Genomic DNA, 23,444 nt, shown 5'->3' with positions numbered 1-23,444 from the left:
GGGAAGTTCGCGACAGCGACCGTCCCGCGACCCTGCCGACGCGTTCGCACTCGGGGAGATCGCGCCATGTCGCGCACACGCTCTGTCGCCGGTCCCAAGCCGGCGGTCAACCGCCGTACCGTCCTCGCCGTCACCGGAGCGGCGGCCGTCTCCGCGGGCGTCGGCTACGCCCTGCGGCCCACCGACAGCCAGGCCGCCTCCGCAGTACCGGTGAGCGGCACCGCCCACCAGGCCCCGGTCGCCGTCTCCCGGCAGGCCCCGGCCGCCCCCCTGGCGCCCTACACCAAGGGCACCACCCTCGCCTCGGTCGCCGCGCCCCGCACCAACTCCGGTTTCCGCCGCCTGGGTTCGGGCACCGGCTGGTCCCGGGTGGTGCGCGGCGAGCTGGCCGCCGCCAAGTCGGGCCGCGCCGGCCGGCGTACCGCGCTCGCCGCGTTCGTGCAGCTGACCGACCTGCACCTGATCGACAGCCAGCACCCGATGCGGCTCGAATACGTCCGCTCCGCCGACCGGCACGCCTGGCGCCCGCACGAGGCGCTCACCGTGCAGGGCGCGGTCTCGCTGGTCGAGCGGGTCAACGCGCTGCGCGGGGCGCCCGTCACCGGCAGCCCGCTGCACTTCGCGATGACCACCGGCGACAACACGGACAACAACGCCAAGTCCGAGCTGGAGTGGTTCCTGACCATCATGAGCGGCGGCCGGATCACCCCCAACACCGGTGACCCGCGCCACTACGAGGGCGTCCAGAACAGCGGCAGCACACTGTTCTGGCAGCCCGACTCGACCGTCCGCGACGGCGACAAGCAGCTCGGCTTCCCGCATCTGGGCGGCTACTTGGACGCCGCGATCCGCGAGGTGCAGAGCCCCGGCCTCAACCTGCCCTGGTACTCCACGGTCGGCAACCACGACAGCCTGCCGCTGGGCTGCTACGGCCACGGCGACTCCTGGCTCGCCGAGTTCGCGGTCGGCGGCAAGAAGCTCATGTCGCTGCCGGCGTCCGAGTCGGCCAAGCTCCAGAAGCTCATCAAGAGCGGCAACGACCCCAAGGGCCTCGCCTTCCGGGACCTGCTCAAGGCGCACGCCCGGGACATGCGCTCGGTCACGCCGGACGAGAGGCGCGCCCCCTACACGGCGACCGACTACCTCAAGGCCCACCTCGACCCGGCCCACCGCGGTGTCGGCCCGGTCGGGCACGGCTACTCCAGCGCCAACCTGGCCGCCGGCACGCAGTACTACACCTTCCGCATCGCCGACGACGTGGTGGGCATCAGCCTGGACACCACGGACCCGGGCGGCCACTACGAAGGGTCCATCGGCTCGGCCCAGTTGAAGTGGCTGGACCGGCAACTGCGGGACTACAAGGACTCGTACGTCATCGTCTTCAGCCACCACACCAGCCACTCGATGACCAACACCTCGCACGCCGACCCGGCCCGGCCGAGTGAGCGGCGGCACAACGGGCAGGAGGTCATCGCCCTGCTCGGCAGCCACCGCAACGTGCTCGCCTGGGTGAACGGCCACATCCACCGCAACGAGATCACCCCGCACTCGGCGCCCGACGGCCGCTCCTTCTGGGAGATCTCCACCGCCTCGCACGTGGACTACCCGCAGCTGGCCCGCGTCATCGAGATCGCCGACAACAAGGACGGCACGCTGTCCCTGTTCACCACGCTCGTCGAGTCCGCGGCCCCGCACCGGACCGATTTCGCCGACCTCTCCCAGACGGGCCTGGCCGCCCTCTACCGCGAGGTCTCCTACAACGCCCCCGGCGCCAGCACGGTGCTCGGCGGCAAGGCCACCGACCGCAACACCGAACTGGTCCTGAAGAAGGGCTGAAAGCCGCTCAACCGGGCCACAGCCGCTCAACCCTCCCGAAACACCTCGTGTCCTCACCCCCGAACGGACCACGACCCGCTCCGACGGCGAGCGGGCGAGACACAGGGGGAACGACATGACCGTACGTGTACGGGCGACCTTGGTGGCGGCGACAGCGGCGGCGCTGTCGCTGTCCCTCGCGGCTCCCGCCTTCGCGGCACCTGCCGACCGGGGTCACGACGCGACCCGCGAGGCGATCCGGGCCGCCGTGGCGGTGGGGGTGCCCGGCGTGACGGCCACCGCACGCGACACCCGCGGCACCTGGCGGACGACCGAGGGCGTGGGCGACCTGCGGACGGGCGCCCCGCGCTCGGCCGACGACCACTACCGCATCGCGAGCATCACCAAGACCTTCGTCGCCACCGTGCTGCTCCAGCTGGAGGCGGAGGGCAGACTCTCCCTCGACGACACCGTCGAGACGTGGCTGCCCGGCACCGTCCGGGGCAATGGCAACGACGGCCGGAAGATCACGCTCCGGCAGCTGCTCAACCACACCAGCGGCCTCTTCGACTACACGTCCGACGAGGAGTTCGAGCGCCAACTGTTCCGCCCGGACGGCTTCTTCAAGCACCGCTACGACCACCGCGACGCGGCCGACCTCGTCGCCCTCGCCCTGACCCACGAGCCGGACTTCGCGCCCGGCACCTCCTGGAACTACTCCAACACCAACTACGTCCTGGCCGGCATGGTCATCGAGAAGGTCACCGGCCATTCCTACGGCCAGGAGATCGACAAGCGCGTCATCGAACCGCTGGGCCTCGACGAGACCTCGGTCCCCGGCGACCGCCCGACCGTCGGCACGCCCAGCAGCCGCGCCTACTCCAAGCTGGCCAGGACGGCGACCGGACCCACGTACGACGTCACCCGGCTCAACCCGACCGCCGCCTCCTCGGCCGGCGCGATGATCTCCGACTCGGCCGACCTCAACCGCTTCGTGCGCGCGCTCCTCGGCGGCCGGCTGCTGCCGCCCCGGCAGCTCAAGGAGATGAAGACCACCATCTCCTCGCCGCAGTTCCCCAACGCCGCCTACGGCCTGGGTCTGATCCGGTACGACCTCTCCTGCGGCGTCTCCGTCTGGGGCCACAGCGGAGGCATCCACGGCTCCACCAGCGAGGCCGTCGCCACCGCCGACGGCAGGCACAGCCTCGCGCTGAACTTCAACGGCGACTGGTCCGGTGACAGCGTGGCGGTCATCGACGCGGAGTTCTGCGGCACGTAGGCGGCTCTGTTTCGCCCGGTCGCTCTCACGGCCTACACCCTGGTCCGTCCGGGTATCGTCCTTGCCGTTTTCTTTGCCCTGGGCCGCGCCGGTCACTGGACCGGCGCGGCCTGTGGAGCGCAACAAAACCGCAGGTCAGTGAGGTGGGCGCGGCCCGTGCCCGAAGGCGGCGCGGGCGGGCGGACCGAGGAGTTCCGAGTAAACGCAGACGACTTCGACACGAGACGCCGCGTTCATTCGTCTGAAACGTCTGTACCGCCTCATAACGCCTAACCCGCTGGCTTCACGGGGATGGCTCGATCTGGTGCAAGGCGGGTGGTCGTGTGCGTGCGAGGCGCGGGCTGCGTGTGCTGTCGGTCTACGAGGGTTTCTTCTCCGGAGGGGCCCGGATCGTGCACAGCGATGTGCTGTTGGGACTGGTCGAAGGCAGCAGGCAGTGGCATCGGGTGCTGAGTCTGCACGGTGAGGTGCACCGCGAGGCGACGACCCAGCGGATGGAGGACGACGCCTGTTACCGGTCACTGACGGCCGGCGGGATCGACGTCACCTCACTCGGCCGCAGCGCCGGGCTGGTCGACGGCACGGTCGCCGCGTCCGTGTTCACCGGACCCGAACTGGCCGACACGGCCCGGGCGATGGCCGGCGCGGACGTCATCCTCTCCCTCAAGGAGCAGCCCCTGGCGCTGCTCAACCAGGCGGGCCTGCCGCGCCGCCCGGTGGTGGTGTGCCTGCACCGCTCCGACCCGGAGAACCAGGGTCCGGCCCTGGACGAACTCAAGGCCGCCATCGACGAGGGCAAGGTCGTGGCCTGCGTCTGCTGCGCCGAGTCCACCCGCGACGCCTACGAGGCCGCCGGCATCCCCGGCGACCTCCTGCACGTCATCCCCAACGGCGTCGACCTCCTGCGCTTCCGCCCGGACCCGGCCGCGAGACTCGCCTTCCGCACCTCGCTGGGCATCCCCGCCACGGCCCCGGTCGTCGTCTTCGCCGCCCGCTACGCGCAGATGAAGAACGTCTCCCTTTTCCTGCGGGCCGCCCGCGCCTGGCTGGCCCGCGAGGGCGGCGGCCACGTCGTGATGTGCGGCGCCGGCATGACCGACTCCAACCCCGCCCTGTGGGCCGACATGGAGATCGCCTTCGGCGACGACCGGGCCGCCCTCGACGACCGGGTCCATCTGCTCGGCGTACGGCAGGACATGGAGACCGTGTACGCCGGTTCCGACGTCGTCGCCCTCACCTCGTCCTCCGGCGAGGCGGCGCCACTGTGCCTCATCGAGGGCATGATGTGCGGCGCGGTCCCGGTCACCACGGACGTCGGCGACAGCGCGTCCATCGTCGCCGGCCACGGCTTCGTGACCCCCTTCGACCCCGAGGCGATCGCCCGCGCCTGGTCCACCGCTGTCGCCGACCGCGCGAGCCTCTCCGAGTCCCTGGCGGCCGGCCGCGAACGCTTCAGCCGCACCCGCATGATCGCCGCGTACGCCGACCTGCTGGACCACGTGGTCCATGACGTCCACGACGAACTCAGCCCGGAACTCGGCTGATCGACCGGCCGGGGGCTGTTGCCCGGATCGGCTCCGGGGCCGCACCCGCGCCGCACGCATGAGGAGGGGCCGCCGGTCCCCCAAGGCCCGGCGGCCCCTCCTCTCCCCTCCTGATACGACCCCGGTCCGTCACTACCGGGGCAGCACCACGACATACGCGGCGGGATCGCGGTCGCCCGCGGCCATCAGGGCCGTGCGCACCACCGCCGCCTGCTGCTCCATCGCGTCGCGCAGCTTCTTGGGCGTGACATGGACGACCGTGATGCCCAGCCGCTCCAGGTGCTCGCGTTTACGGGCGTACTCCGACCACAGCGCGTCTTCGTCCTGGCGGGGAGCGCGGGTGTCGAGTTCCACCGCCACCGCCTGCTCGGGCCAGTACGCGTCCAGGCCGCCGAGGTGCGGGCCGCCCGGCAGGCGCAGGTCCACGTTCCAGACCGGGTCGGGCAGGCCGTACTCGCTCACCATGCGGTAGAGCCGCTCCTCCGCGATCGCGCGGCCCTCGGCCAGCAGCGAGTCCACCGCGTCCACCACGTGCGGCCGGCTCAGCAGCTTCGCCGCGTTCAACTCCCGTACCACCGCCGCCGGTTCGCAGTGCCCGCCGCGCACCGCCTCGGTCAGCAGCCGGCGTACCGCCTCCGCGTCCGCGAGGTCGGCCACCGCGTCGGCCAGTGCGCGTGCCACCGGCGCGACCGGAACCCCCAGCCGCGGCTCGGGCGTCGGCATCGCGGCGGTGCGCACGATTCCGGCGCAGCCCGTCGAGCGCAGCCGGCGCAGCCGGGGCACCAGGACGTCGATGCGGTCCAGGGACGGCAGCGGCGGCGCGGCGGCGAAGCCGTGCAGGGCCAGCGCCGCGAGTCCCGTCACCATCACCTCCGCGTACACCGGGCGGTGCGGCTCCTGCGGATTCGGCTGGGCCGGCACCCCGGGGGCCGACTCGCGGGCCGCGTACAGCAGCACCGCGTGCAGCCGCTCCTCGCCGGTCGAGGGGCCCGGGTGCAGCAGCACGACCCCCGGCAGGAGCTGCTGCCAGGGACCGTCGGGACGGCACTGCTCGTTCGTCTCCGCGGCGGACACGCCGTGCGAGCGGAGCTGGGCCGCCGTCATGACCCGGCGGTGGACCTCGGCGAGGTGGTGGAGCGGGCGGGGGGAGAGCGGGGTGTTGTGGTTCATGACTGGGGGTTTCCCGCGCCGGAACCAGCTTTTAACCGCTGTTACACGCCCGTCGACAAATGCGGACAAGGCAGCACTAAAGGACGGGTGTTCGGATGCCGATAGGGCGCCGAAAACCCCTGGTCCGAATGGGGCGGACCAGGGGTTACGGGTGTGATTGACCGGATTCCGTAACGGTCACCGGCGGCTAATAGTTGGCCAGAACCTGGGCCCGCAGCGCCCGCGCCAGATCGTCCCGCGCCTCCAGGACCAGTCGCCGCAGCGCCGGCGCCGCCTCCTCGTGCGCGGCCAGCCACGCGTCCGTCGCGTCCAGCGTCGACTGCGAGTCCTCAGCGGTCGGGTACGCCGGGAACAGCCCGCGCACCACGTCCATCGCGATCTGGATCGACCGCTGCTCCCACACCCGCTCGATCGCCGCGAAGTACTTCTCCACGTACGGCGTCGTCAACTCCCGCTGCGAGGGCTGCTGGAAGCCCGCGATCGTCGCCTCCACCAGCGCGTTGGACAGCGTGTCCGACTCGACCACCTGGGCCCACGCCTGCGCCTTGACGGCCGCCGAGGGCCGGGCGGCGAGACAGCGCACCTGATGCCGCTTGCCCGACGCCGTGTCGTCACGGGCCAGTTCGGCCGCCAGCACCGACTCGTCCACCGCCCCGTGCGAGGTCAGCGGCTCCAGGAACACCCAGCGCAGCTCCTGGTCGACGGCCAGCCCCTCGATCGTCTCCGTGCCGTCCAACAGGGCCCGCAGCAGCGCCAGATCATCGGGTGCCGACGCCACCGACGCGAAGAACCGGGCCCAGGCCAGCTGCTGCTCGCTGCCCGCCGCGGCCCCCCGCAGATCCCGCAGCGCGATGTCCGCGAGGATCTGCCCGCCGGTCTCGCGCCACCACGTCGGCGCGTAGTTCACCAGCGCCGAGTTCGCCCACGCGTGCAGCATCTGCAGCACGCCGATGTCGCTCTCGCGCCGCCCGAACCGCGCCACCAGGTCGATGAAGTCCGGCGCGGGCAGCAGCGCGTCCCGGGTCATGTTCCACAGCGCCGACCAGCACAGGGCACGCGCCATCGGGTCGGTGAGCGCGCCCAGGTGCTCGCGCAGGGTGTCCAGCGAGGTCGCGTCGAAGCGGGTCTTGCAGTACGTGAGGTCGTCGTCGTTGACCAGCACCAGCTCCGGGGCGTCGGTACCGGCCAGTTCCACCACGACCGTCCGCGGCCCGTCGACGTCCACCTCGGCCCGCTCGTACCGGACGAGCCGCTCGCCCTCCATCCGGTACAGGCCCACCACCACCCGGTGCGGGCGCAGTTCGGGGTAGGACTCGGCCGCCTCCTGCAGCACGGTCAGCTCGGCGACGCGGCCGCCCTCGACGTCCAGCACCACCTGCGGGGTCAGGGAGTTGACCCCGGCCGTCTGCAGCCACGCCCGTGACCAGGACGCCATGTCCCGCCCGCTGGTCTCCTCAAGGACCGACAGCAGATCGGCGAGGCGCGTGTTGCCGTACGCGTTCCGCTTGAAGTAGCGCCGCGCGCCCTCGAGGAACGCGTCCTGGCCGACGTACGCGACGAGTTGTTTGAGCACCGAGGCGCCCTTGGCGTACGTGATGCCGTCGAAGTTGAGCTTGGCGTCCTGGAGGTCGCGGATGTCGGCGGTGATCGGGTGCGTGGAGGGGAGCTGGTCGGCCCGGTAGGCCCAGGCCTTGCGGCGGTTGGCGAAGGTGATCCAGCCGTCGGTGAAGCGGGTCGCGCCCACCAGCGCGAACGCGCCCATGAAGTCGGCGAAGGACTCCTTCAGCCACAGGTCGTCCCACCACTCCATGGTGACCAGGTCGCCGAACCACATGTGCGCCATCTCGTGCAGGATGACGTTGGCCCGGCCCTCGTAGGACGCGCGCGTCACCTTGCCGCGGAAGATGTACTCCTCGCGGAAGGTGACCAGCCCCGGGTTCTCCATCGCGCCGAGGTTGTACTCGGGCACGAACGCCTGGTCGTACTTCCCGAAGGGGTACGGGTAGTCGAAGTGCTCGTGGAAGAAGTCCAGCCCCTGCTTGGTGACCAGGAAGACGTCGTCCGCGTCGAAGTAGGGCGCCAGGCCCTTGCGGCACAGCGCGCCGAGCGGGATCTCCAGCTTCGTGCCGTCCTCGAGGACGCGCTCGTAGGAGTCGGTCACGTAGTGGTACGGGCCCGCCGTCACACAGGTGATGTACGTCGAGATCGGCTTCGTCTCCGCGAAGCGCCACACGCCGTCGGTCAGCGTGCCCGCCCCGTTGGACCACACCGTCCAGCCCTCCGGCGCGCGCACCTCGAAGCGGTAGGGGGCCTTGAGGTCGGGCTGCTCGAAGTTGGCGAACACGCGGCGGGCGTCGGCCGGTTCGTACTGCGTGTAGAGGTAGACCTCGCCGTCCTCGGGGTCGACGAAGCGGTGCATGCCCTCGCCGGTGCGGGAGTAGGCGCAGCGGGCGTCGACGATCAGCTCGTTGTCGGCGGCCAGGTCCTCCAGCCGGATCCGTACGCCGTCGAAGACCTCGCCCGGGTCGAGGTCCCTGCCGTTGAGGGAGAGGGCGGTGACGCTCGGCGCGATCAGGTCGGCGAAAGTGGTGGCGCCCGGCTCGTTGCAGCGGAAGCGGATCGTGGTCACCGAGCGGAAGGTGCGCGGTTCGCCGTCCGCGTCGCCGACGGCGGAGCGCAGGTCGAGCGACACCTCGTATCCGTCGACGGACAGCAGGGCGGCCCGCTCGCGGGCCTCGTCACGGGACAGATTCTCACCGGGCACGGACGGCACTCCTTCGAGCATGACGGACAGGGCGGGGATACGGCGGAACAGGACCGATCCTGCCATGTGCCCCTGACGGCGGGCACCCGGGAATGAGGTCGGCCGTCCCCGGTGTTGTCCGCAGAAAGAGCCGTATCTCTTGAGGAGAGCAATGTCCGAGACCGCGACCACCTCCACCAAGACCCCCGTCGACTTCTGGTTCGACCCGCTGTGCCCCTGGGCCTGGATGACCTCCCGGTGGGTGCTGGAAGTGGAGGAGGTCCGGGACATCGAGGTCAGCTGGCACATCATGAGCCTGGCGGTGCTCAACGAGCCCAAGCTGGACGAGCTGCCCGAGGAGTACCGCGAGCTGCTGTCCACCAAGGCGTGGGCCCCGGTCCGCGTGGTCACCGCGGCCTGGCAGAAGCACGGCGCGGACATCCTCGGCCCGCTCTACACCGCGCTCGGCACCCGCATCCACAACCAGGGCGAGGGCCCCACGCGTGAGGCCATCGTCGGCGCGCTCGCGGACGTCGGCCTGCCCGCCGACCTGATCGACTACGCCGACCAGGAGGACTTCGAGTTCGACGCCGAGCTGCGCGCCTCGCACAAGGAGGGCATCGACAAGGTCGGCCAGGACGTCGGCACCCCCGTCATCGCCGTCCCCGGCCCCGACGGCGAGCAGATCGCCTTCTTCGGCCCGGTCGTCACCCCCGCCCCCAAGGGCGAGGAGGCCGCCCGCCTGTGGGACGGCACGGTCGCGGTCGCCTCGGTCCCGGGCTTCTACGAGATCAAGCGCAGCCGGTCGGCAGGGCCGGACTTCAGCAACCTGTAGACGTCGATCAGCAGAGGTCATTCAGGGGCGGCGGCCTTCTCCTCACGGAACTCCTCGGGGAGATCGCCGCCGCCTCGCGCGTTGTACGCCGGTTGGTACCGCACACAGCCCTTGACGGCGCAGCGCCACAGATCACCCACGTAGTGCCGGGCCCCCTTCTCTTCGCGGACCGCGGCCTTCTCGGCGCCGTTCATCATCTGGAAGTCCTGCCACCCAAGACAGTTCGGGCACCACCGTCGAAGCACAGCCATGAACTCCTCCTCGCCACGCGGGGCCAGGCCGGTAGTACACCGCGGTTTGCCCGCCCCCGCTCCCGAAATCACCGGCTCCGGTAGCGAGGATCATGCGAGGCGGCTGTCCTCGCGGGGTTTCGTGGGGGCAGGCCCGCGCCGCGCTTCGAGGCGCTCGGCCGCTGCGGGGTGCGTGTCGCGCGGTTCGGTCGGGTCGGTCCGGGGCGCGTCGCGTGCGGCCCGGGCCCACCGGCCTTTTGAACCAGCGGCTCTTGAATCCGCCGGCCCCGGAGGCACCGGCCTTCGGATCCGCCGGCCAGAACCTGCTCGCTCCGGGCTCACCTGCTTCGGTGGCGTGCCGCTGTCAGTCGGGCGAGGTGGTCCTCGAAGCCGGCGGAGTAGTACGCGGCCCGGTCCGGGTCCGGGTCGACGGTCCGGGTCGGGCGGGTCCACGTGGCCGTGTCCAGGGGGACGCCGTGGCGAGCGGCCGCCGCCATCACCGCGCCCCGGGCGCCCACCTCGCCCTCGACCACCCGGAGCGGCCGGCCCAGCACGTCGGCCAGCAGCCGCATCCACGCGGGGCTGCGCGTGCCGCCGCCGCAGACGGCGAGGGTGCCGGTCAGGCCGGCCGCCGTCAGGCAGTGCCGGGCCGCGTAGCCGATGCCCTCGCAGGTGGCGCGGATCAGATCGCCCTTCGTCGACTCCAGGCTGACGCCGGTGAGTTCGGCGCGCAGCCGCGGCTCCACGAAGGGGGCACGTTCGCCGGACGGGGCGAAGTACGGCAGCACCCGCACACCGTGCGCCCCGGGCGGTGCCCCGGCGAGCAGCGTGTCGACCTCCTCGTGCCGGACGCCCGTCGTCGACAGCACCCAGTCCAGGGCCGCCGTGCCCACCATCGCCGGCATCGCGCGCAGCCGGTGCCCGGGCCGGTCGGTCGAGATGTACAGACCGGCCGGCTCACCGCTCAGGTCCAGCTCGGTCGTGGCGACCAGCGCGGCCAGACAGGTCCCGACGATGAGCAGACCGTCACCGGGAGAAGTGACACCGGCACCAAGCGCGCAGGCCGCCAGGTCGTACGGGCCGTTCGACACCCGCGTCCCGGAGGGCAGGCCCTCGCCGCGCGCCTCGGCGGTCGCGATCGGGTCGCCGACGGGAGCGAGCAGACCGCGCCGGTGACCCAGGCCTAGCAGCTCGACGACCTCGTCGTCGTACGTCCGCGTCCGCGGGTCGAGGAACGGCATCGAGGCGTCGGAGACGTCCGTGCCGGCCGGCGCGCCGGTCAGCCGCCGGAAGACCATGTCCTTGCAGTACAGGGCGGTGGCGGCCGCGTCGAGGGACTTCGGCTCGTGCCGGTCCAGCCAGGCCAGCAACGGGCCCGGGCAGCCCGGGAACATGGCGCTTCCGGTGCGGCGGAACACCGCCTCGAAGGTGCCGTCCGCCAGCCAGTCGTCGAGCAGTTCGTGGGCGCGGCCGTCCATCCAGGACAGGGCGGGCCGCACGGGCATCCCCTGCCCGTCGACCAGCCAGACCCCGTCACCCTGCCCGGTCAGCCCCGCGATCTCGACCGGCCCCGGCACCCGCACGGTCAGCCGCCCCAGCACTCCGACGACCGCCCGGTACACCTCGTACATGTCCTGCTCGACCCGGCCCTCGTGCAGCGCGAGGCTCACGGGGCTTGCCTCGACGGCCAGTTCACGACCGGCGTGGTCGAAGGCGGCGGCTTTCACGGCGGACGTGCCCACATCGATGCCGATGTACATGCCGGGGGCCTCCTCGGGGGTCCGGACGGTTCACGTCGTAAGGCGGCTGCTGCTCAGACCAGTTGATGTGCCAACGGCTCCCCCCGTGCCCACCGCCCCACCTCCGCCGCCGCGATCCGCGCCGCCTTCTCCGCGACCGCGCGCGCCGCCCCGCCCAGATGCGGTGTCATTACCACCCGGTCGCCGAGCCCGAACAGCCGCGACCCCGCCGGGACCGGCTCGCGTTCGTACGTGTCGAGTCCCGCCGCCGACAACCGCCCGCTCTCCAGGGCGTCACAGAGCGCGTCCTCGTCGAGGAGCGGGCCGCGCGCCGCGTTCACGACCACCGCACCCTCGGGCAGCAGGGCGAGTTCGCGGGAGCCGATCAGGCCACGGGTCTCGGGGGTGAGCCGGGCGTGCAGGGTGATCACCCGGGAGCGGCGCAGGAGTTCGTCGAGCGAGGAGACCCGCAGCCCGTGGATCTCACCGCGGACGTAGGGGTCGTGGACCATCACCTGCGCCCCGAACGCGCACAGCACCCGCGCCACCCGGCTGCCGACGGCGCCGTAGCCGACCAGGCCGACGGGGAGGTCCTCCAGCTCCAGGCCGCTGTGTTCGTACGTGTAGTAGGCCGAGCCCTGCCAACTGCCCTGTCCGGCGAGGAGGTTGTGGGCCTGCGGGATCCGGCGCAGGGTCGCCAGGAGCAGGCCGACGGCGAACTCGGCGGTGGCGGCGGCGTTCCGGCCCGGCGCGTAGGAGACGCGGACGTCGTGGATCTTCGCCGCGTCGAGGTTGACGTTGACCGGGCCGCCGCGGCACACGACGACCAGGCGCAGCCGCGGGGCGGACCCCAGGACGCGTTCGGTGACCGGGGCCATCTGCGTGACCAGCACCTCGCGATCGTCGGCGAGCGCCTCGATCAGTCCGTCCTCGGTGCCGCTCGCCTCCTCGACCTCGGCGACGGGACCGAACGCTTCGAGGGGCCACGGCAGGGTCAACTCCCGTACCGAAGCCTCTCGTTCGCGCAGTTCCTCGACCAGCGCGCGGGCGATGAGACCGGGCAGGACGAAGTGGTCACCGGCGGCCAGGACGCGGACAGGGTCGTTCATGGCGGTGGCTCTCCCGTCGGGCAGACCTCGTAGCGGACCTTGTGCTCGTCCAGGTCCCGCAGCGCCTCGGCCGGCGCGCCGTCGTCGACCAGGAGCAGGTCGAAGCGGGAGAGCGGGGCGACCCGGTGCAGGGCGGTCCGGGCGAGCTTGGTGTGGTCGATCAACAGGACGTTGCGCGTGGCCGAGTCGAGCATGGCCCGCTTCACCGACACGATGTGCTGCTCCTGGTGGTACGCGTACCCGCCGTGCACGGCCGACGTCGACGCGAAGCAGACGTCCACGCGCAGGGACTGGACCGCCTCGACGCAGGAGACGCCGAGGAAGGAGGAGTGCAGCGGGTCGTAGTCGCCGCCCAGGGCCATCAGACGGATGCCGCGCTGGTCGGCGAGGAGGGTGATCGCCTCAAGGAAGTTGGTGACCACCGTCAGCGGGGTGATCTCGCCGAGACGGAGTCTGCGGGCCAGCTCCAGCGTGGTCGTGGAGTCGTCCAGCATGATCGCCATGCCGGGCTCCAGCTGCCGCATCGCGCGGTCGGCGAGCGCGGCCTTCTCGGCGAGCATGGTCTTGAGGCGGTACTGCACGTTCGACTCGAAGACACCGGACGGCTGCGCGGTCACCCCGCCCCTGAACTTCCGTACGATGCCCTGCCGTTCGAGCTCGTCGAGGTCCCGGTGGATCGTCATCAGGCTCACGCCGAAGCGCTCGGCGAGGTCGGCGGCGGTCGCGGAGCCCTCGGCCAGGACGAGTTCGGCCAGCGCCGAGCGGCGGACCGCGGGGCCCTGTTGTGCGCTGCCGCTCATGGCCCTCCGCTTCATGGTCGTCCGTCATGGTCATCGGGTGTCGTGATCCGTCGGCATCCGTCGGACCGGACCGCAAACCGAGCGTGTAACGGCGAATGTCGGCCGTCAATCCCTCGCGCGAGCGAAAAACTCGGGTCAATATCGATGATGGGTGTGAAGTTCTCAGAGTCGGTCGTGACGCGCGGGAGGTCCGGATGGCGGCGGATGACGGCGAGGCATGGCTGGGCGTCGACCTCGGCACGCAGAGCGTTCGCGTGCTGCTGGTCACGGCCGATGGGACGGTCCTCGGCCGGGGTTCGGCACCGCTCGCCGGACACCGGGACGGGGTGCGGCACGAGCAGGACCCGGAGGAGTGGTGGCGCGCGTTGCGCACGGCGTCCCGGGCCGCGCTCGCCGACCGGCTGCACGTACGCGTCGGCGGCCTCGCCGTCTGCGGCACCTCCGGCACGGTCCTCCTGACGGACGGCACCGGCCGCCCGGTGACCCCCGCGCTCATGTACGACGACGGGCGCGCGTCGGTCCAGGCAGCGCGGGCGCGGCGGGCGGGCCTTGCGGTGCAGGACACGTGGGCGCTGCCGAAGGTGCTGTGGCTGGCGGGGGAGTACGAGGGCGCCGGCGGCGCGGGTCCGGGCCGGGGTGCGGGCGGCGGGGGTCCGGTCCGCGGCCGGAGCGGGGGTGCCGGGCGGCGGGCCGGGCAGCCCACCGGATCGGCCGCCCACTCAGGATCCACCTCCCGCCCGCACCCCCACCTCCGTCTGGTCCACCCGCCCCGCCCGCCCCGGCTCCGGCTCGCCCACCAGCCCGACTTGATCGTCGCCCGGCTCATCGGCGAGCCGCCGCCCGCCGACTCCAGTCACGCCCTCAAGACCGGCTACGACCCCGAGACCGGCGCCTGGCCGCACACCGCGCTCGCCGAACTGGGCCTGCCCGACGAGCTGTTCCCCGACGTCGTACGCCCCGGCACCCGGCTCGGCGAGGTCACCCCGGCCGCCGCCGAAGCGACCGGCATCCCCGCCGGGACGCCCGTGATCGCCGGCATGACCGACGGCTGCGCGGCACAGATCGCGGCGGGCGCGCTGCGGCCCGGCTCCTGGAACTCGGTGCTCGGCACCACGCTGGTCCTCAAGGGCGCCTCCGCCACGCCGGTCCGGGACGAGACCGGCGTGGTCTACAACCACCGCGCGCCGGACGGCACTTGGCTGCCGGGCGGGGCGTCGAGCGTGGGCGCGGGCGTGCTGACCGCGGCCTTCTCGGGCGCCGACCCGGCCACGATGGACGCACGGGCGGCGGCCCACGAGCCGTCCGGTGCGGTGACGTACCCGCTGGTGTCACCCGGCGAACGGTTTCCTTTCCTGGCGCCGGCCGCCTCGGCGATCGTGCTGGGCGAGCCCGCCGACGGGGCCGATCTGTGGGCGTCCCTGCTCCAGGGCGTGGCGTTCGCGGAGCGGCTCTGCCTGGACTATCTCGACCATCTCGGCGCCCCGCTGGACGGCCCCCTCACCTTCACCGGGGGCGCCGCCCGCAGCGCGTACTGGAACCAGCTGCGCGTCGACGTCCTGGGCCGCCCCGCCCGCGTGCCCCACCAGACCGAACCGGCCCTGGGCATGGCCGCGTTGGCCGCCCACGGCGCCGGCCGGGGCCCCCTGCCCGAGGTCGCCGAACGCATGATCCGTATCCACACGGTCCTGGAACCCGACCCCGCCCGCACGGCCCTGTTCGCCGAGCCGTACGCCCGCCTGATCGACGAACTCACCGCGCGGGGCTGGCTCCCGGTGCCGGTCGCGGCCCACGCCCATGCCCGGCTCACCGGGACGACGGCGGACTGACGTCGCGCCGCGTACGCGTACGCACGCCGACCCTGGATACTCCGAAGCCATGAGCACCACCCTTCTGCTGGCCAGGCACGGACAGACCGTCTGGCACGACGAGAACCGCTACGCCGGTGTCAGTGACGTCCCGTTGACCCCCACCGGGCTGGCGCAGGCCGAGGCGCTCGGGCAGTGGATCGCGGCCCGTCCGGTCGACGCGGTGTGGACCTCCCCGCTGTCCCGGGCCGTCGCCACCGCCGAACCCGCCTGCCGCGCCCTCGGTCTGGTCCCGTCCCTCGACCCCGACCTGCGGGAGTGCGACTTCGGGGTGGTGGAGGGGCGCACGCTCGCGGAGTTCGCGGCCGCCTACCCCACCCGGGCCGAGGCCTTCCGCGTGGACCCGGCCGCCAACCCCTTCCCCGGCGCCGAGGACCCACGGGCCGCAGCGGCGCGCGGAGCGGCGGCCCTGCGCCGGATCGCCGCCGCGCACTACGGCGAACGCGTCCTGGTGGTCGCCCACAACACCCTGTTCCGCCTGGTCCTGTGCACCCTGCTGTCCATCCCGGCCAGGGAGTACCGCCGGGTCTTCCCGCGCCTGCGCAACGCGGCGATCACGGAACTCCGGGTGGGCATCACGGGATCGACGGCGCTGTTGTCCTTGAACGTGCCCTGCGACCCGGACAGGCCGTAGAGCGTGGGCCGCACAGCGGTCGTGGGCCCTCACGCAGGAAGCCCCTGGGAGTCACGTCCTCCCAGGGGCTTCCGTCATTCCGCCTGCCAGGTGAAGGGTGAGAAGACGATCACGAGGCAGGACGCTCGGGCGCCCTCAGGGGGCGAGCAGCAGCACGTCCGTGCGGGACTTCGCGGCCTCGTAACGCCGGGCCACGTCCTGCCAGTTGACGACGGCCCACATGGCGTCGATGAAGTCGACCTTCTGGTTGCGGTACTGCAGGTAGAAGGCGTGCTCCCAGGCGTCGAAGACGAGGATCGGGGTCGCGCCCTGCCCGACGTTGCCCTGGTGGTCGTAGACCTGCTCGACGATCAGCCGCCCGCTGAGCGGCTCGTAGGCGAGGACACCCCAGCCCGAACCCTGCGTGGTCGCGGCCGCCTTGGTCAACTGCGCCTTGAAGCCGGCGTACGAACCGAAGGACTCGGCGATCGCGTCGGCCAGGTCCCCCACACCGTCCGCCGCCAGCGGTTCGCCGCCGCCGTCACCGGTCATGTTGTGCCAGTAGATCGAGTGCAGGATGTGCCCGGAGAGATGGAAGGCCAGGTTCTTCTCCAGCCCGTTGACCGCTCCCCACGACTCCTTGTCCCGCGCCTCCGCGAGCTGCTCCAGCGTGTCGTTGGCACCCTTCACATAGGCCGCGTGGTGCTTGTCGTGGTGCAGCTCGATGATCTCGGGGCTGATCACGGGGGCGAGCGCGGAGTAGTCGTACGGCAGGTCGGGAAGTGTGTAGACGGGCATGGGTGGGTTCCCCTCCGAACCTCTTATTGCACAAGACTTGCAACTACACGTTAGCAACAAGAAGACCCCCGCGGGTGCACCGCGGGGGGTCTTTCGGGACGGCGGGTCCCTACCGGGACGGCAGGTCCTTACGCCGCTACGGGCGTGTAGTGCGACGCGTCCCCCTCGATCGCGTAGCTCTCCTTGCCCTCGACGCCGACGGGCACGTCGCCGGCGACGGTCACGCGGTTCAGGCGGCGGGGGAGGCCGTCGTAGTTGTCGACGGCGTAGTGCTGGGTGATGCGGTTGTCGAAGAGGACGAGCTGGTTGGGGGACCAGCGGTGGCGCAGGATGTTCTCCGGGCGGGTGACGTAGGACTGGAGCAGGTCGAGGATCTTGCGGGACTCGCCGACCGACAGACCCACGATCCGCTGCGCGAACCCGCCGATGAACAGGCCGCGTTCACCGGTCAGCGGGTGGACGCGGACCACGGGGTGGGCGGTACGGAACTTGATGGACGTGAACTGGGCGCGCTGGGCGGCCTTGTCGTCGTCGATGTCCTCCGTCGGCACCGCGTAGTCGTAGTCGTTGGTGTGCTCGGCCCACAGGGTGTCGGCCAACTGGCGCAGCGGCTGCGGCAGTTGACGGTAGGCGGCGGCCGAGCTGGTGATCAGGGTCTCGCCGCCGTAGGGCGGGAGCGTGATGCTGCGCAGGGTGCTGGCCTGCGGCGGGTTGAGGACGAAGGTGACGTCGGTGTGCCAGTGGTTGGCGCGGCCCTGCTCGCTGTCGACGGGCAGCACGTTCGGGGCGCCGGCGACGGAGGGCACGGTCGGGTGGGCGGTGGTGAGGTCGCCGAAGTGCCGGGCGAACGCCTCCTGACCGGCGTCGTCGAGGTGGACGTCGTCGAAGACCAGGGCCTTGTGGGTGTTGAGGGCCTCGCGGACGGCGGCGACCGTGTCCTGCGCCAGCGGCTGGGAGATGTCGACGCCGGAGACGCGGGCGCCGATGTGCGCGGTGACCTTGGTGATCTCGATGGACATGCCGGGTTCCTTTCGGGCGGGTGAACAGGTGAGCTGGCGAGCAGGTCAGACGAGGGCGGGGGCGGGTGTCCGGACGTACTGGTTGGCGGGGCGGGGGAGCCCGTAGCGCTCCCGCAGGGTCTGCCGGGCGCCGTACTCCCTCCGCAGCAGTCCACGGGCGCGCAGGATCGGCACGACGTGGTCGACGAAGGCCTCCAGTCCCGAGGGCAGTACCGCCGGCATGATGTTGAAGCCGTCGGCCGCGCCCTGCGTGAACCACGTCTCGATGGCGTCGGCGACCTGCTCGGGCGTGCCGGCGAAGGTGAGGTGACCGCGCCCGCCGCCGAGCCGTCCGATCAGCTCCCGCACGGTGAGCCGGTCGCGCCGGGCCAGCTCGACCACCAGGGTGTAGCGGCTCTTGGCACCCTCGACGGCGTCCTCGGAAGGCAGGTCGGCCGGCAGTTGGGCATCCAACTCCAACGTCCCGGCGGGAAGTTGAAGAAGCCGCTCCAACCGGTCCACGCCGTGCTCGTACACGATGTGGTCCTCGAGCAGCCGCTCGTTGGCCCGCGCCTCGGCCTCCGTCGAGCCGAGCACCGGCACGATCCCGGGCAGCACCTTGATGTGGTCGGGGTCCCGACCGGCCGCCGCCGTACGGGACTTGAGGTCGGCGTAGAAGGCCCGCGCGTCCTCGATGGTCTGCTGCGCGGTGAACACCGCCTCGGCGTACCGCGCGGCGAACGCCTTCCCGTCCTCGGACGAGCCGGCCTGCACGAGCAGCGGATAACCCTGGGGCGTGCGCGGCACGTTGAGAGCACCCTCGACGCTGAAGTACTCCCCCCGATGCCGAGGCGGATGGATCTTCGCGTCGTCACCCCACACCCCGGCGGTCTTGTCCGCGAGGATCGTGTCGTCCTCCCAGCTGTCCCAGAGCTTGAGCGCCACGTCGAGGAACTCGGCGGCCCGCGCGTACCGTTCCGCGTGCGCGGGCTCGGCATCCAGCCCGAAGTTCCGTGCGGCCTCGGCCCCGGCCGTGGTGACGATGTTCCACCCCGCCCGGCCGCCGCTGATGATGTCCAGCGACGCGAACTTCCGGGCCAGGTTGTAGGGCGAGTTGTACGACGTGGACGCGGTGGCGATCAGCCCGATGTGCTCGGTCGCCGTCGCGAGCGCCGTGAGCAGCGTGAGCGGCTCCAACGCACCGGCCGGCCGCTGGGCGAGGTTGTTCCACAATTGCGGCCCGTCGGCGAGAAAGAGCGAGTCGAAGGTCCCACGCTCGGCGCTCCGGGCGAGCTGTACGTAGTGATCGAGGCGGACGTGCGCGTACGGATCGCTCTCGGGCAGCCGCCAGGAGGCTTCGTGGTGTCCGGTGTTCATGAGGAAGGCGTTGAGGTGGAGTTGGCGAGTCATGGGTGTCCTTGGAGGGTGACGGCAATCCAGCCCGTCCGGCGTTTGAGGACGAGGCCGTTCAGGCCGAAGCGGGGGTCTGGGGGCGCAGCCCCCGGCGGGGTCGAAGGGGCGGAGCCCCTGGAGATGGGACGGGTAGGGGCGGCGGGGGCGAGAAACCCGGCCCTTACCCCACGTCCTCCGTCACACCGAGCGCTGCCAGCAACCGCTCCCGGTAGTCACCGAGGAGAGGATCGCGATAGGAGCGGGGGTGGGGGCGATCGATGGTCAGGTCGAGCCCGACGCGCCCGGCATCCAGCACCAGCACCCGGTCCGCGAGGACGATCGCCTCGTCCACGTCGTGGGTGACCAGCAGCACCGAGGGCCGATGCCGCTCCCACAACTCCCGCAGCAGCGCGTGCATCTTGATCCGGGTCAGCGCGTCCAGCGCCCCGAACGGCTCGTCGGCGAGCAACAGCTCAGGCTCTCGGACCAACGACCGCGCAAGAGCCGCCCGCTGCTGCTCACCCCCCGACAGCTCACCCGGCCAGGCCCGCTCCCGCCCGGCGAGACCGACCTCCGCGAGAGCGGCCCGCCCCTTCTCCTCCCCATCGGTCCTGAGTCCCAGCAGTACGTTGTCCAGCACCCGCCGCCACGGCAGCAGCCGGGAGTCCTGGAAGACGACCGACACCCTTTCCGGGGCGGCGAGTCGACCGCTCCCCGCGACCTCGTGGTCCAGGCCCGCGACGGCCCGCAGCAGCGTGGACTTGCCGGACCCGCTGTGCCCGAGAAGGGCCACGAACTGCCCGGCGGGGATGTCGAGGTCGAGGCCGTCGAGGACCGTACGCCCCTCGAACGACCGCGTGAGGCCGCGCAGTCGGACCGCGGTGGGCCGGGTCAGTTGCTCAGTGTGCGGCGCCACGACAGCACCCTCCGTTCGATGAGACGGACCGCGCTGTCGGAGATCAGGCCGAAGACCCCGTAGATGAGCAGACCGACGAGGATCACGTCGGACTGGCCGTAGTTGGTGGCCTGGAACATCATGTAACCGAGTCCGCTGGTGGCGTTGATCTGCTCCAGGACCACCAGGCCCAGCCAGGAGCCGGTGACACCGAGCCGGAGTCCCACGAAGAATCCGGGCAGCGCGCCGGGGATCACGATCTGCCGGACGAACTGGATCCTCGACAGACCCTGGACCTCGGCGAGTTCGACGTACCGGCTGTCGATGCCGGACAGCGCGGCATGCGTGTTCAGGTAGATCGGGATGTAGACGACGATCGCGATGATCGCGATCTTGAAGGTCTCGCCGATGCCCAGCCAGAGGATGAACAGCGGGATCAGACCCAGCGTCGGGATGGCCCGGTTGAGCTGCACGGTCCCGTCGATCAGCGCCTCCCCGACCCGGCTGAGCCCCGACGCGAGCGCCAGCGCGACCCCGGCGGTCAGCCCGATCGCGAAGCCGTACGCGGCCCGCTCCAGCGAGGTCAGCACATCGGTCGGCAGCGTGCCGTCGGTCCACAGCCGCCCGGCGGTCCGTGCCACCGTCCAGGGCGCCGGGATCGCCCCGGGATCCAACTGCCCGGCGGCGGAGGCGATCGCCCACAGGCCGATGAACAGGGCGGGCCCGATCATCCGGGCGGCCGGCAGCCTTCTGCCGGGGGAGAGGCGGCGGCGCCTGCGCACCCGGTGGACGGTGTCGTCCTCGGCGGCCACCGCGCCCGCGCTCACCGTGGTGGTGCTCACGGCGCTCATGTGCGGTACTCCGCCGGTACGGCCCGCGCGGCGATGGCCTCGAAGCGGCGGTCGAAGAGCGAGCCGACCTTGAAGCTCTTCACGAAGCCGCCCTCGGCGAGCAGGTCGGCGGTCTCCTGCTCCCACTTCACCGCCTCGTCCCAACTCGGCGGGAACAAGGGCTTGTTGGCGAGCTTGGTGATGCCCTCGGCCTGGGCGAGCGTCAGGTTCTGCGTCTTGACGTAGAACTCCTCGTTCCAGGTGTCGGGGTGCTCGTACTGCCACACCTGGCCCTGCGCCCACTGCGGGATGTACGCGGCGACCGCCGCCGCCTTCGCCGGGTCGGCCAGCACGGAGGCCGGCGCCCACAGCAGGTTGAGCAGGTCGACGACGTCCGTGTCGATGGTGTGGGCGCCCTTGGGCCCGTACTGCTGGAGATAGGCGGGCGCCTGGCTGTTGGCGAGCGGGGCGATGTCGACCTGGCCCGACTGCAGGGCGGTGAGGAACTGGTTGCTGGTCAGCGGGACCAGCTTCACCTCGTCGTACTTCAGCCCCGCCTCCTTCAACGCCCGCAGCAGCACGACCCCTTGGGCCTGGCCCTGGGAGAAGGCGAGTTTGCGGCCCTTGAAGTCGGCGACCGTACGGATGTCGCTGCCGGGCTTGGTGGCGAAGAGATAGTTGGGTTTCCGGGTGACGTTGATCGCCACGATCTTCGCGTCGAAACCCTGATAGTGGGCCTGGATCGGTGGAATACCGGCGTTGTTCGCCAGGTCCAGGGACTTGGCGCGGAATGCGTTGATGACATCGGGACCGGCCCCGATGTTCAGCCAACTCGACACCGTGAACGGCAATTTCGGCAGCTTCGCCAGCTTGAACTGGAGTTGCTGGGTGTTCAGATACGAGGAGATCTTCAGGCTGGTGCCGGCCGGGACCTTCTCGGCGAGCGGGGCGGAGAGGTCGGCCGCCGACTTCGCGGAGGCCGTGGTACCGCCCGCGCAGCCGGTCAGCCCGACCGCCGCGACACCGAGCGCGGAGGCAAGGAAGAGACGCCGGTCGACACCGGAAAAAGTGGGAGAAGGCATGGGAGGGCCCCTTGAGTACGGAGGTGGGAAAGCAGGCGGAATTCCGGGCGCAGAGGGCCCGAGGAAAGGGAATTCACGCAGGAAGAGATACGCGCTCCGGGCGCGTCACCGCGTCAGCAACAAAGGGTGCGACAGGTCATGAGAAGGATGCTCCTGGTCACCGGCATGCCCTGTCAACATTCGGAGTTTCTGAATTAAGTAGCCTCAGGTGAGGCACGCGCGGTGCTTGCGGCGACGCGCTCACAGCGCCTCCGGCGACGCACTCAGCGGATCCCGGTACAGCACGTCCAGCACCACCGAACCGCCCGCCACCGCGAGCACGGAGTCCGGGAAACTCGTCGGCACGACGGACCCGGCCCGCTCGTCGCCGACCCCTTCGCGCAGCGCGGCGAGGCAGTCCTCCCGGTGCATGACCCCGATCTCGGTCACCACCACCGTCTCCGGGTTGAGCACGTCGAGCAGCAGCCGTACGGCCCGTCCGACGGCGCGCGCCCGCTCCACGAGGAGCCGGACCGCCCGCTCGTCGCCTGCCGCCGCCGCGGCGAGCACGTGCATCGGGTTCACCCCGTCGACGACACCGGCCCGCCGCGCCCGCAGGCACAGCGTCCGTTCGCTCAACTCGGCCTGCAGGCAGCCCGACCGACCGCACTCGCAGGGCTCCGTGCCGCCCGGCACCGGCAGATGCGCGATGACGCCGGCCTGCGAGCGCGGCCCGTGGTGCACCTCGTCGCCCGCGGCGAAGGCCGAGTCGACGACATTGCCGACGAACAGGTGCAGCACGCTCCGGCTGCCCCGCGCCCGCCCGAACAGCCGCTCGCCGTTGACCAACGCCCGTGCGTGGCCGTCGACATGGACCGGCAGCCCGGTGTGCGCGCCGAGCGTCTCCCGCACCGGGACGTCCCGCCAGCCCAGCAGCCCGTGCTCGACGACGGTCCCCGAGTCGCGGTCCACCCAGCCGCCGACGGCCACCCCGACGCCCAGCGGCCGGCTGCCGCGCGCCTCGGCGAGCAGCGCGTCCAGCCCCTCGGCGGCGCGTGCCAGCACCCACCCCGGATCGGTGCGCTCGTGCTTCAACTCCCGCCGGGCGACGACCTGTCCACGCAGATCGAGCAGCGCGACCGTGGTGTACGGCACGGCCACATGCACCCCGCCGACCACGAACCGTGAGTCGTCCAGATCGACCGGCACATGCGGCCGCCCCACGCCGCCTGAGCGCCGGGGCGCCGACGCCTCGCGGATCAGGCCGAGTTCGGTGAACCGGGCGCAGTAGTCCGTCACCGACGCGGGCGACAGACCCGTGAGCCGGGCGATGGTGCTGCGCGCCACCGGCCCGTGCTCCAGCACGGACCGCAGTACGTGGCTCGCGCTCGTCCGCCGCCGATCGGGATCGGCGGCGCGCTGCACGGACGTGGAGAGGGGAGGGGCGGGAACGGAGGTGAGCGTGGATGCCATGGCGTTTTCATCCTCGGGAACGGGTCCGACAGTGCGCCGTCACTCGATTCGAGGCGCACCGGATCCGCTCCGCCGCCTCGCTAGGTCCGGCGACAGCCGCTCGCGCCGACGCGTCGCAGGTCGACGTGGCGACGCGACGAGAAGTTCCGGGCCTGGGCATCCATGGGGGAAGGGTAGGCCAGAGAAGGTGAATCCGACCAGACCACTAGGATTCGTTTGGCGGGACCCGACAGCTCGGCCCGTGACCACGAGGTG

Annotated in this window: 19 protein-coding genes; 6 read left to right on the top strand and 13 right to left on the bottom strand. The window is 71.6% G+C overall.

Annotated elements, in window-relative coordinates; all coding sequences use genetic code 11:
• The first annotated feature begins 66 nt into the window (after window positions 1–66).
• The 3 genes from ACIQI8_RS14915 to ACIQI8_RS14905 all read left to right on the top strand — a co-directional run bounded on the left by ACIQI8_RS14915 (window position 67) and on the right by ACIQI8_RS14905 (window position 4,638).
• Window positions 67–1,836: a TIGR03767 family metallophosphoesterase gene (locus tag ACIQI8_RS14915; RefSeq protein ID WP_402349291.1), complete on the top strand. Its 1,770-nt coding sequence runs from the start codon at window positions 67–69 to the stop codon at window positions 1,834–1,836.
• A 115-nt stretch (window positions 1,837–1,951) separates the two neighbouring features.
• Window positions 1,952–3,094 (top strand): serine hydrolase domain-containing protein, encoded by a 1,143-nt coding sequence (locus ACIQI8_RS14910; RefSeq protein WP_402349289.1) that lies wholly within the window; start codon window positions 1,952–1,954, stop codon window positions 3,092–3,094.
• 347 nt (window positions 3,095–3,441) lie between these two features.
• Window positions 3,442–4,638: a glycosyltransferase gene (locus tag ACIQI8_RS14905; protein WP_402350462.1), complete on the top strand. Its 1,197-nt coding sequence runs from the start codon at window positions 3,442–3,444 to the stop codon at window positions 4,636–4,638.
• 132 nt (window positions 4,639–4,770) lie between these two features.
• Here the strand turns inward: ACIQI8_RS14905 and ACIQI8_RS14900 are convergent, their stop codons facing one another.
• Window positions 4,771–5,808, bottom strand: coding sequence for a hypothetical protein (locus tag ACIQI8_RS14900; protein WP_402349286.1), 1,038 nt, complete (start codon window positions 5,806–5,808; stop codon window positions 4,771–4,773).
• Between the two features lie 187 nt (window positions 5,809–5,995).
• Entirely contained in the window at window positions 5,996–8,572 is a 2,577-nt protein-coding gene (gene pepN / locus ACIQI8_RS14895) for an aminopeptidase N (protein WP_402350459.1), read from the bottom strand.
• A gap of 151 nt (window positions 8,573–8,723) precedes the next feature.
• Here pepN and ACIQI8_RS14890 point away from each other — a divergent pair, with 151 nt between their 5' ends.
• Complete coding sequence (locus ACIQI8_RS14890; protein ID WP_402349283.1) at window positions 8,724–9,386, top strand: DsbA family protein; 663 nt, start codon at window positions 8,724–8,726, stop codon at window positions 9,384–9,386.
• A gap of 17 nt (window positions 9,387–9,403) precedes the next feature.
• Here the strand turns inward: ACIQI8_RS14890 and ACIQI8_RS14885 are convergent, their stop codons facing one another.
• The 4 genes from ACIQI8_RS14885 to ACIQI8_RS14870 all read right to left on the bottom strand — a co-directional run bounded on the left by ACIQI8_RS14885 (window position 9,404) and on the right by ACIQI8_RS14870 (window position 13,264).
• Window positions 9,404–9,637, bottom strand: coding sequence for a hypothetical protein (locus tag ACIQI8_RS14885; RefSeq protein ID WP_402349281.1), 234 nt, complete (start codon window positions 9,635–9,637; stop codon window positions 9,404–9,406).
• 317 nt (window positions 9,638–9,954) lie between these two features.
• Window positions 9,955–11,376, bottom strand: a complete 1,422-nt coding sequence (locus ACIQI8_RS14880) for an FGGY family carbohydrate kinase (protein WP_402349278.1) — start codon at window positions 11,374–11,376, stop codon at window positions 9,955–9,957.
• 53 nt (window positions 11,377–11,429) lie between these two features.
• A complete protein-coding gene (locus ACIQI8_RS14875) occupies window positions 11,430–12,464 on the bottom strand; it encodes a 2-hydroxyacid dehydrogenase (protein WP_402349275.1) in 1,035 nt (344 codons plus the stop codon).
• Entirely contained in the window at window positions 12,461–13,264 is an 804-nt protein-coding gene (locus tag ACIQI8_RS14870; protein WP_402349273.1) for a DeoR/GlpR family DNA-binding transcription regulator, read from the bottom strand. The genes ACIQI8_RS14875 and ACIQI8_RS14870 overlap by 4 nt, the downstream gene beginning before the upstream one ends.
• Before the next feature lie 194 nt (window positions 13,265–13,458).
• Here ACIQI8_RS14870 and ACIQI8_RS14865 point away from each other — a divergent pair, with 194 nt between their 5' ends.
• On the top strand, window positions 13,459–15,090 hold the full coding sequence (locus ACIQI8_RS14865; protein ID WP_402349270.1) for an FGGY-family carbohydrate kinase: 1,632 nt from the start codon (window positions 13,459–13,461) through the stop codon (window positions 15,088–15,090).
• A 49-nt stretch (window positions 15,091–15,139) separates the two neighbouring features.
• Window positions 15,140–15,763 carry a histidine phosphatase family protein gene (locus tag ACIQI8_RS14860; RefSeq protein WP_402349267.1) on the top strand — a complete coding sequence of 208 codons (624 nt, stop codon included), beginning with the start codon at window positions 15,140–15,142 and terminating at the stop codon, window positions 15,761–15,763.
• Window positions 15,764–15,898: 135 nt separating this feature from the next.
• Here the strand turns inward: ACIQI8_RS14860 and ACIQI8_RS14855 are convergent, their stop codons facing one another.
• The 7 genes from ACIQI8_RS14855 to ACIQI8_RS14825 form a co-directional block, all read right to left on the bottom strand.
• Window positions 15,899–16,540 carry a superoxide dismutase gene (locus ACIQI8_RS14855; protein WP_402349264.1) on the bottom strand — a complete coding sequence of 214 codons (642 nt, stop codon included), beginning with the start codon at window positions 16,538–16,540 and terminating at the stop codon, window positions 15,899–15,901.
• Window positions 16,541–16,668: 128 nt separating this feature from the next.
• Complete coding sequence (locus ACIQI8_RS14850; protein ID WP_402349262.1) at window positions 16,669–17,559, bottom strand: TauD/TfdA dioxygenase family protein; 891 nt, start codon at window positions 17,557–17,559, stop codon at window positions 16,669–16,671.
• Window positions 17,560–17,604: 45 nt separating this feature from the next.
• The gene (locus tag ACIQI8_RS14845; protein ID WP_402349259.1) at window positions 17,605–18,948 is read right to left on the bottom strand and encodes an LLM class flavin-dependent oxidoreductase; all 1,344 of its coding nucleotides are present in this window, start codon (window positions 18,946–18,948) and stop codon (window positions 17,605–17,607) included.
• A 163-nt stretch (window positions 18,949–19,111) separates the two neighbouring features.
• Entirely contained in the window at window positions 19,112–19,846 is a 735-nt protein-coding gene (locus ACIQI8_RS14840; RefSeq protein ID WP_402349256.1) for an ABC transporter ATP-binding protein, read from the bottom strand.
• Window positions 19,822–20,676 carry an ABC transporter permease gene (locus tag ACIQI8_RS14835; protein ID WP_402349253.1) on the bottom strand — a complete coding sequence of 285 codons (855 nt, stop codon included), beginning with the start codon at window positions 20,674–20,676 and terminating at the stop codon, window positions 19,822–19,824. The genes ACIQI8_RS14840 and ACIQI8_RS14835 overlap by 25 nt, the downstream gene beginning before the upstream one ends.
• Window positions 20,673–21,737 carry an ABC transporter substrate-binding protein gene (locus ACIQI8_RS14830; protein WP_402349251.1) on the bottom strand — a complete coding sequence of 355 codons (1,065 nt, stop codon included), beginning with the start codon at window positions 21,735–21,737 and terminating at the stop codon, window positions 20,673–20,675. Before ACIQI8_RS14830 ends, ACIQI8_RS14835 begins: the two co-directional genes overlap by 4 nt.
• A gap of 240 nt (window positions 21,738–21,977) precedes the next feature.
• A complete protein-coding gene (locus ACIQI8_RS14825; protein WP_402349248.1) occupies window positions 21,978–23,189 on the bottom strand; it encodes an ROK family protein in 1,212 nt (403 codons plus the stop codon).
• Window positions 23,190–23,444 lie beyond the last annotated feature (255 nt).

Source organism: Streptomyces sp. NPDC092369, from assembly GCF_044755245.1.
Taxonomy (GTDB): Bacteria; Actinomycetota; Actinomycetes; order Streptomycetales; family Streptomycetaceae; genus Streptomyces.
The sequence above is the reverse complement of the archived record's forward strand: the minus strand, read 5'-3'. Positions and strand labels throughout refer to the sequence as shown.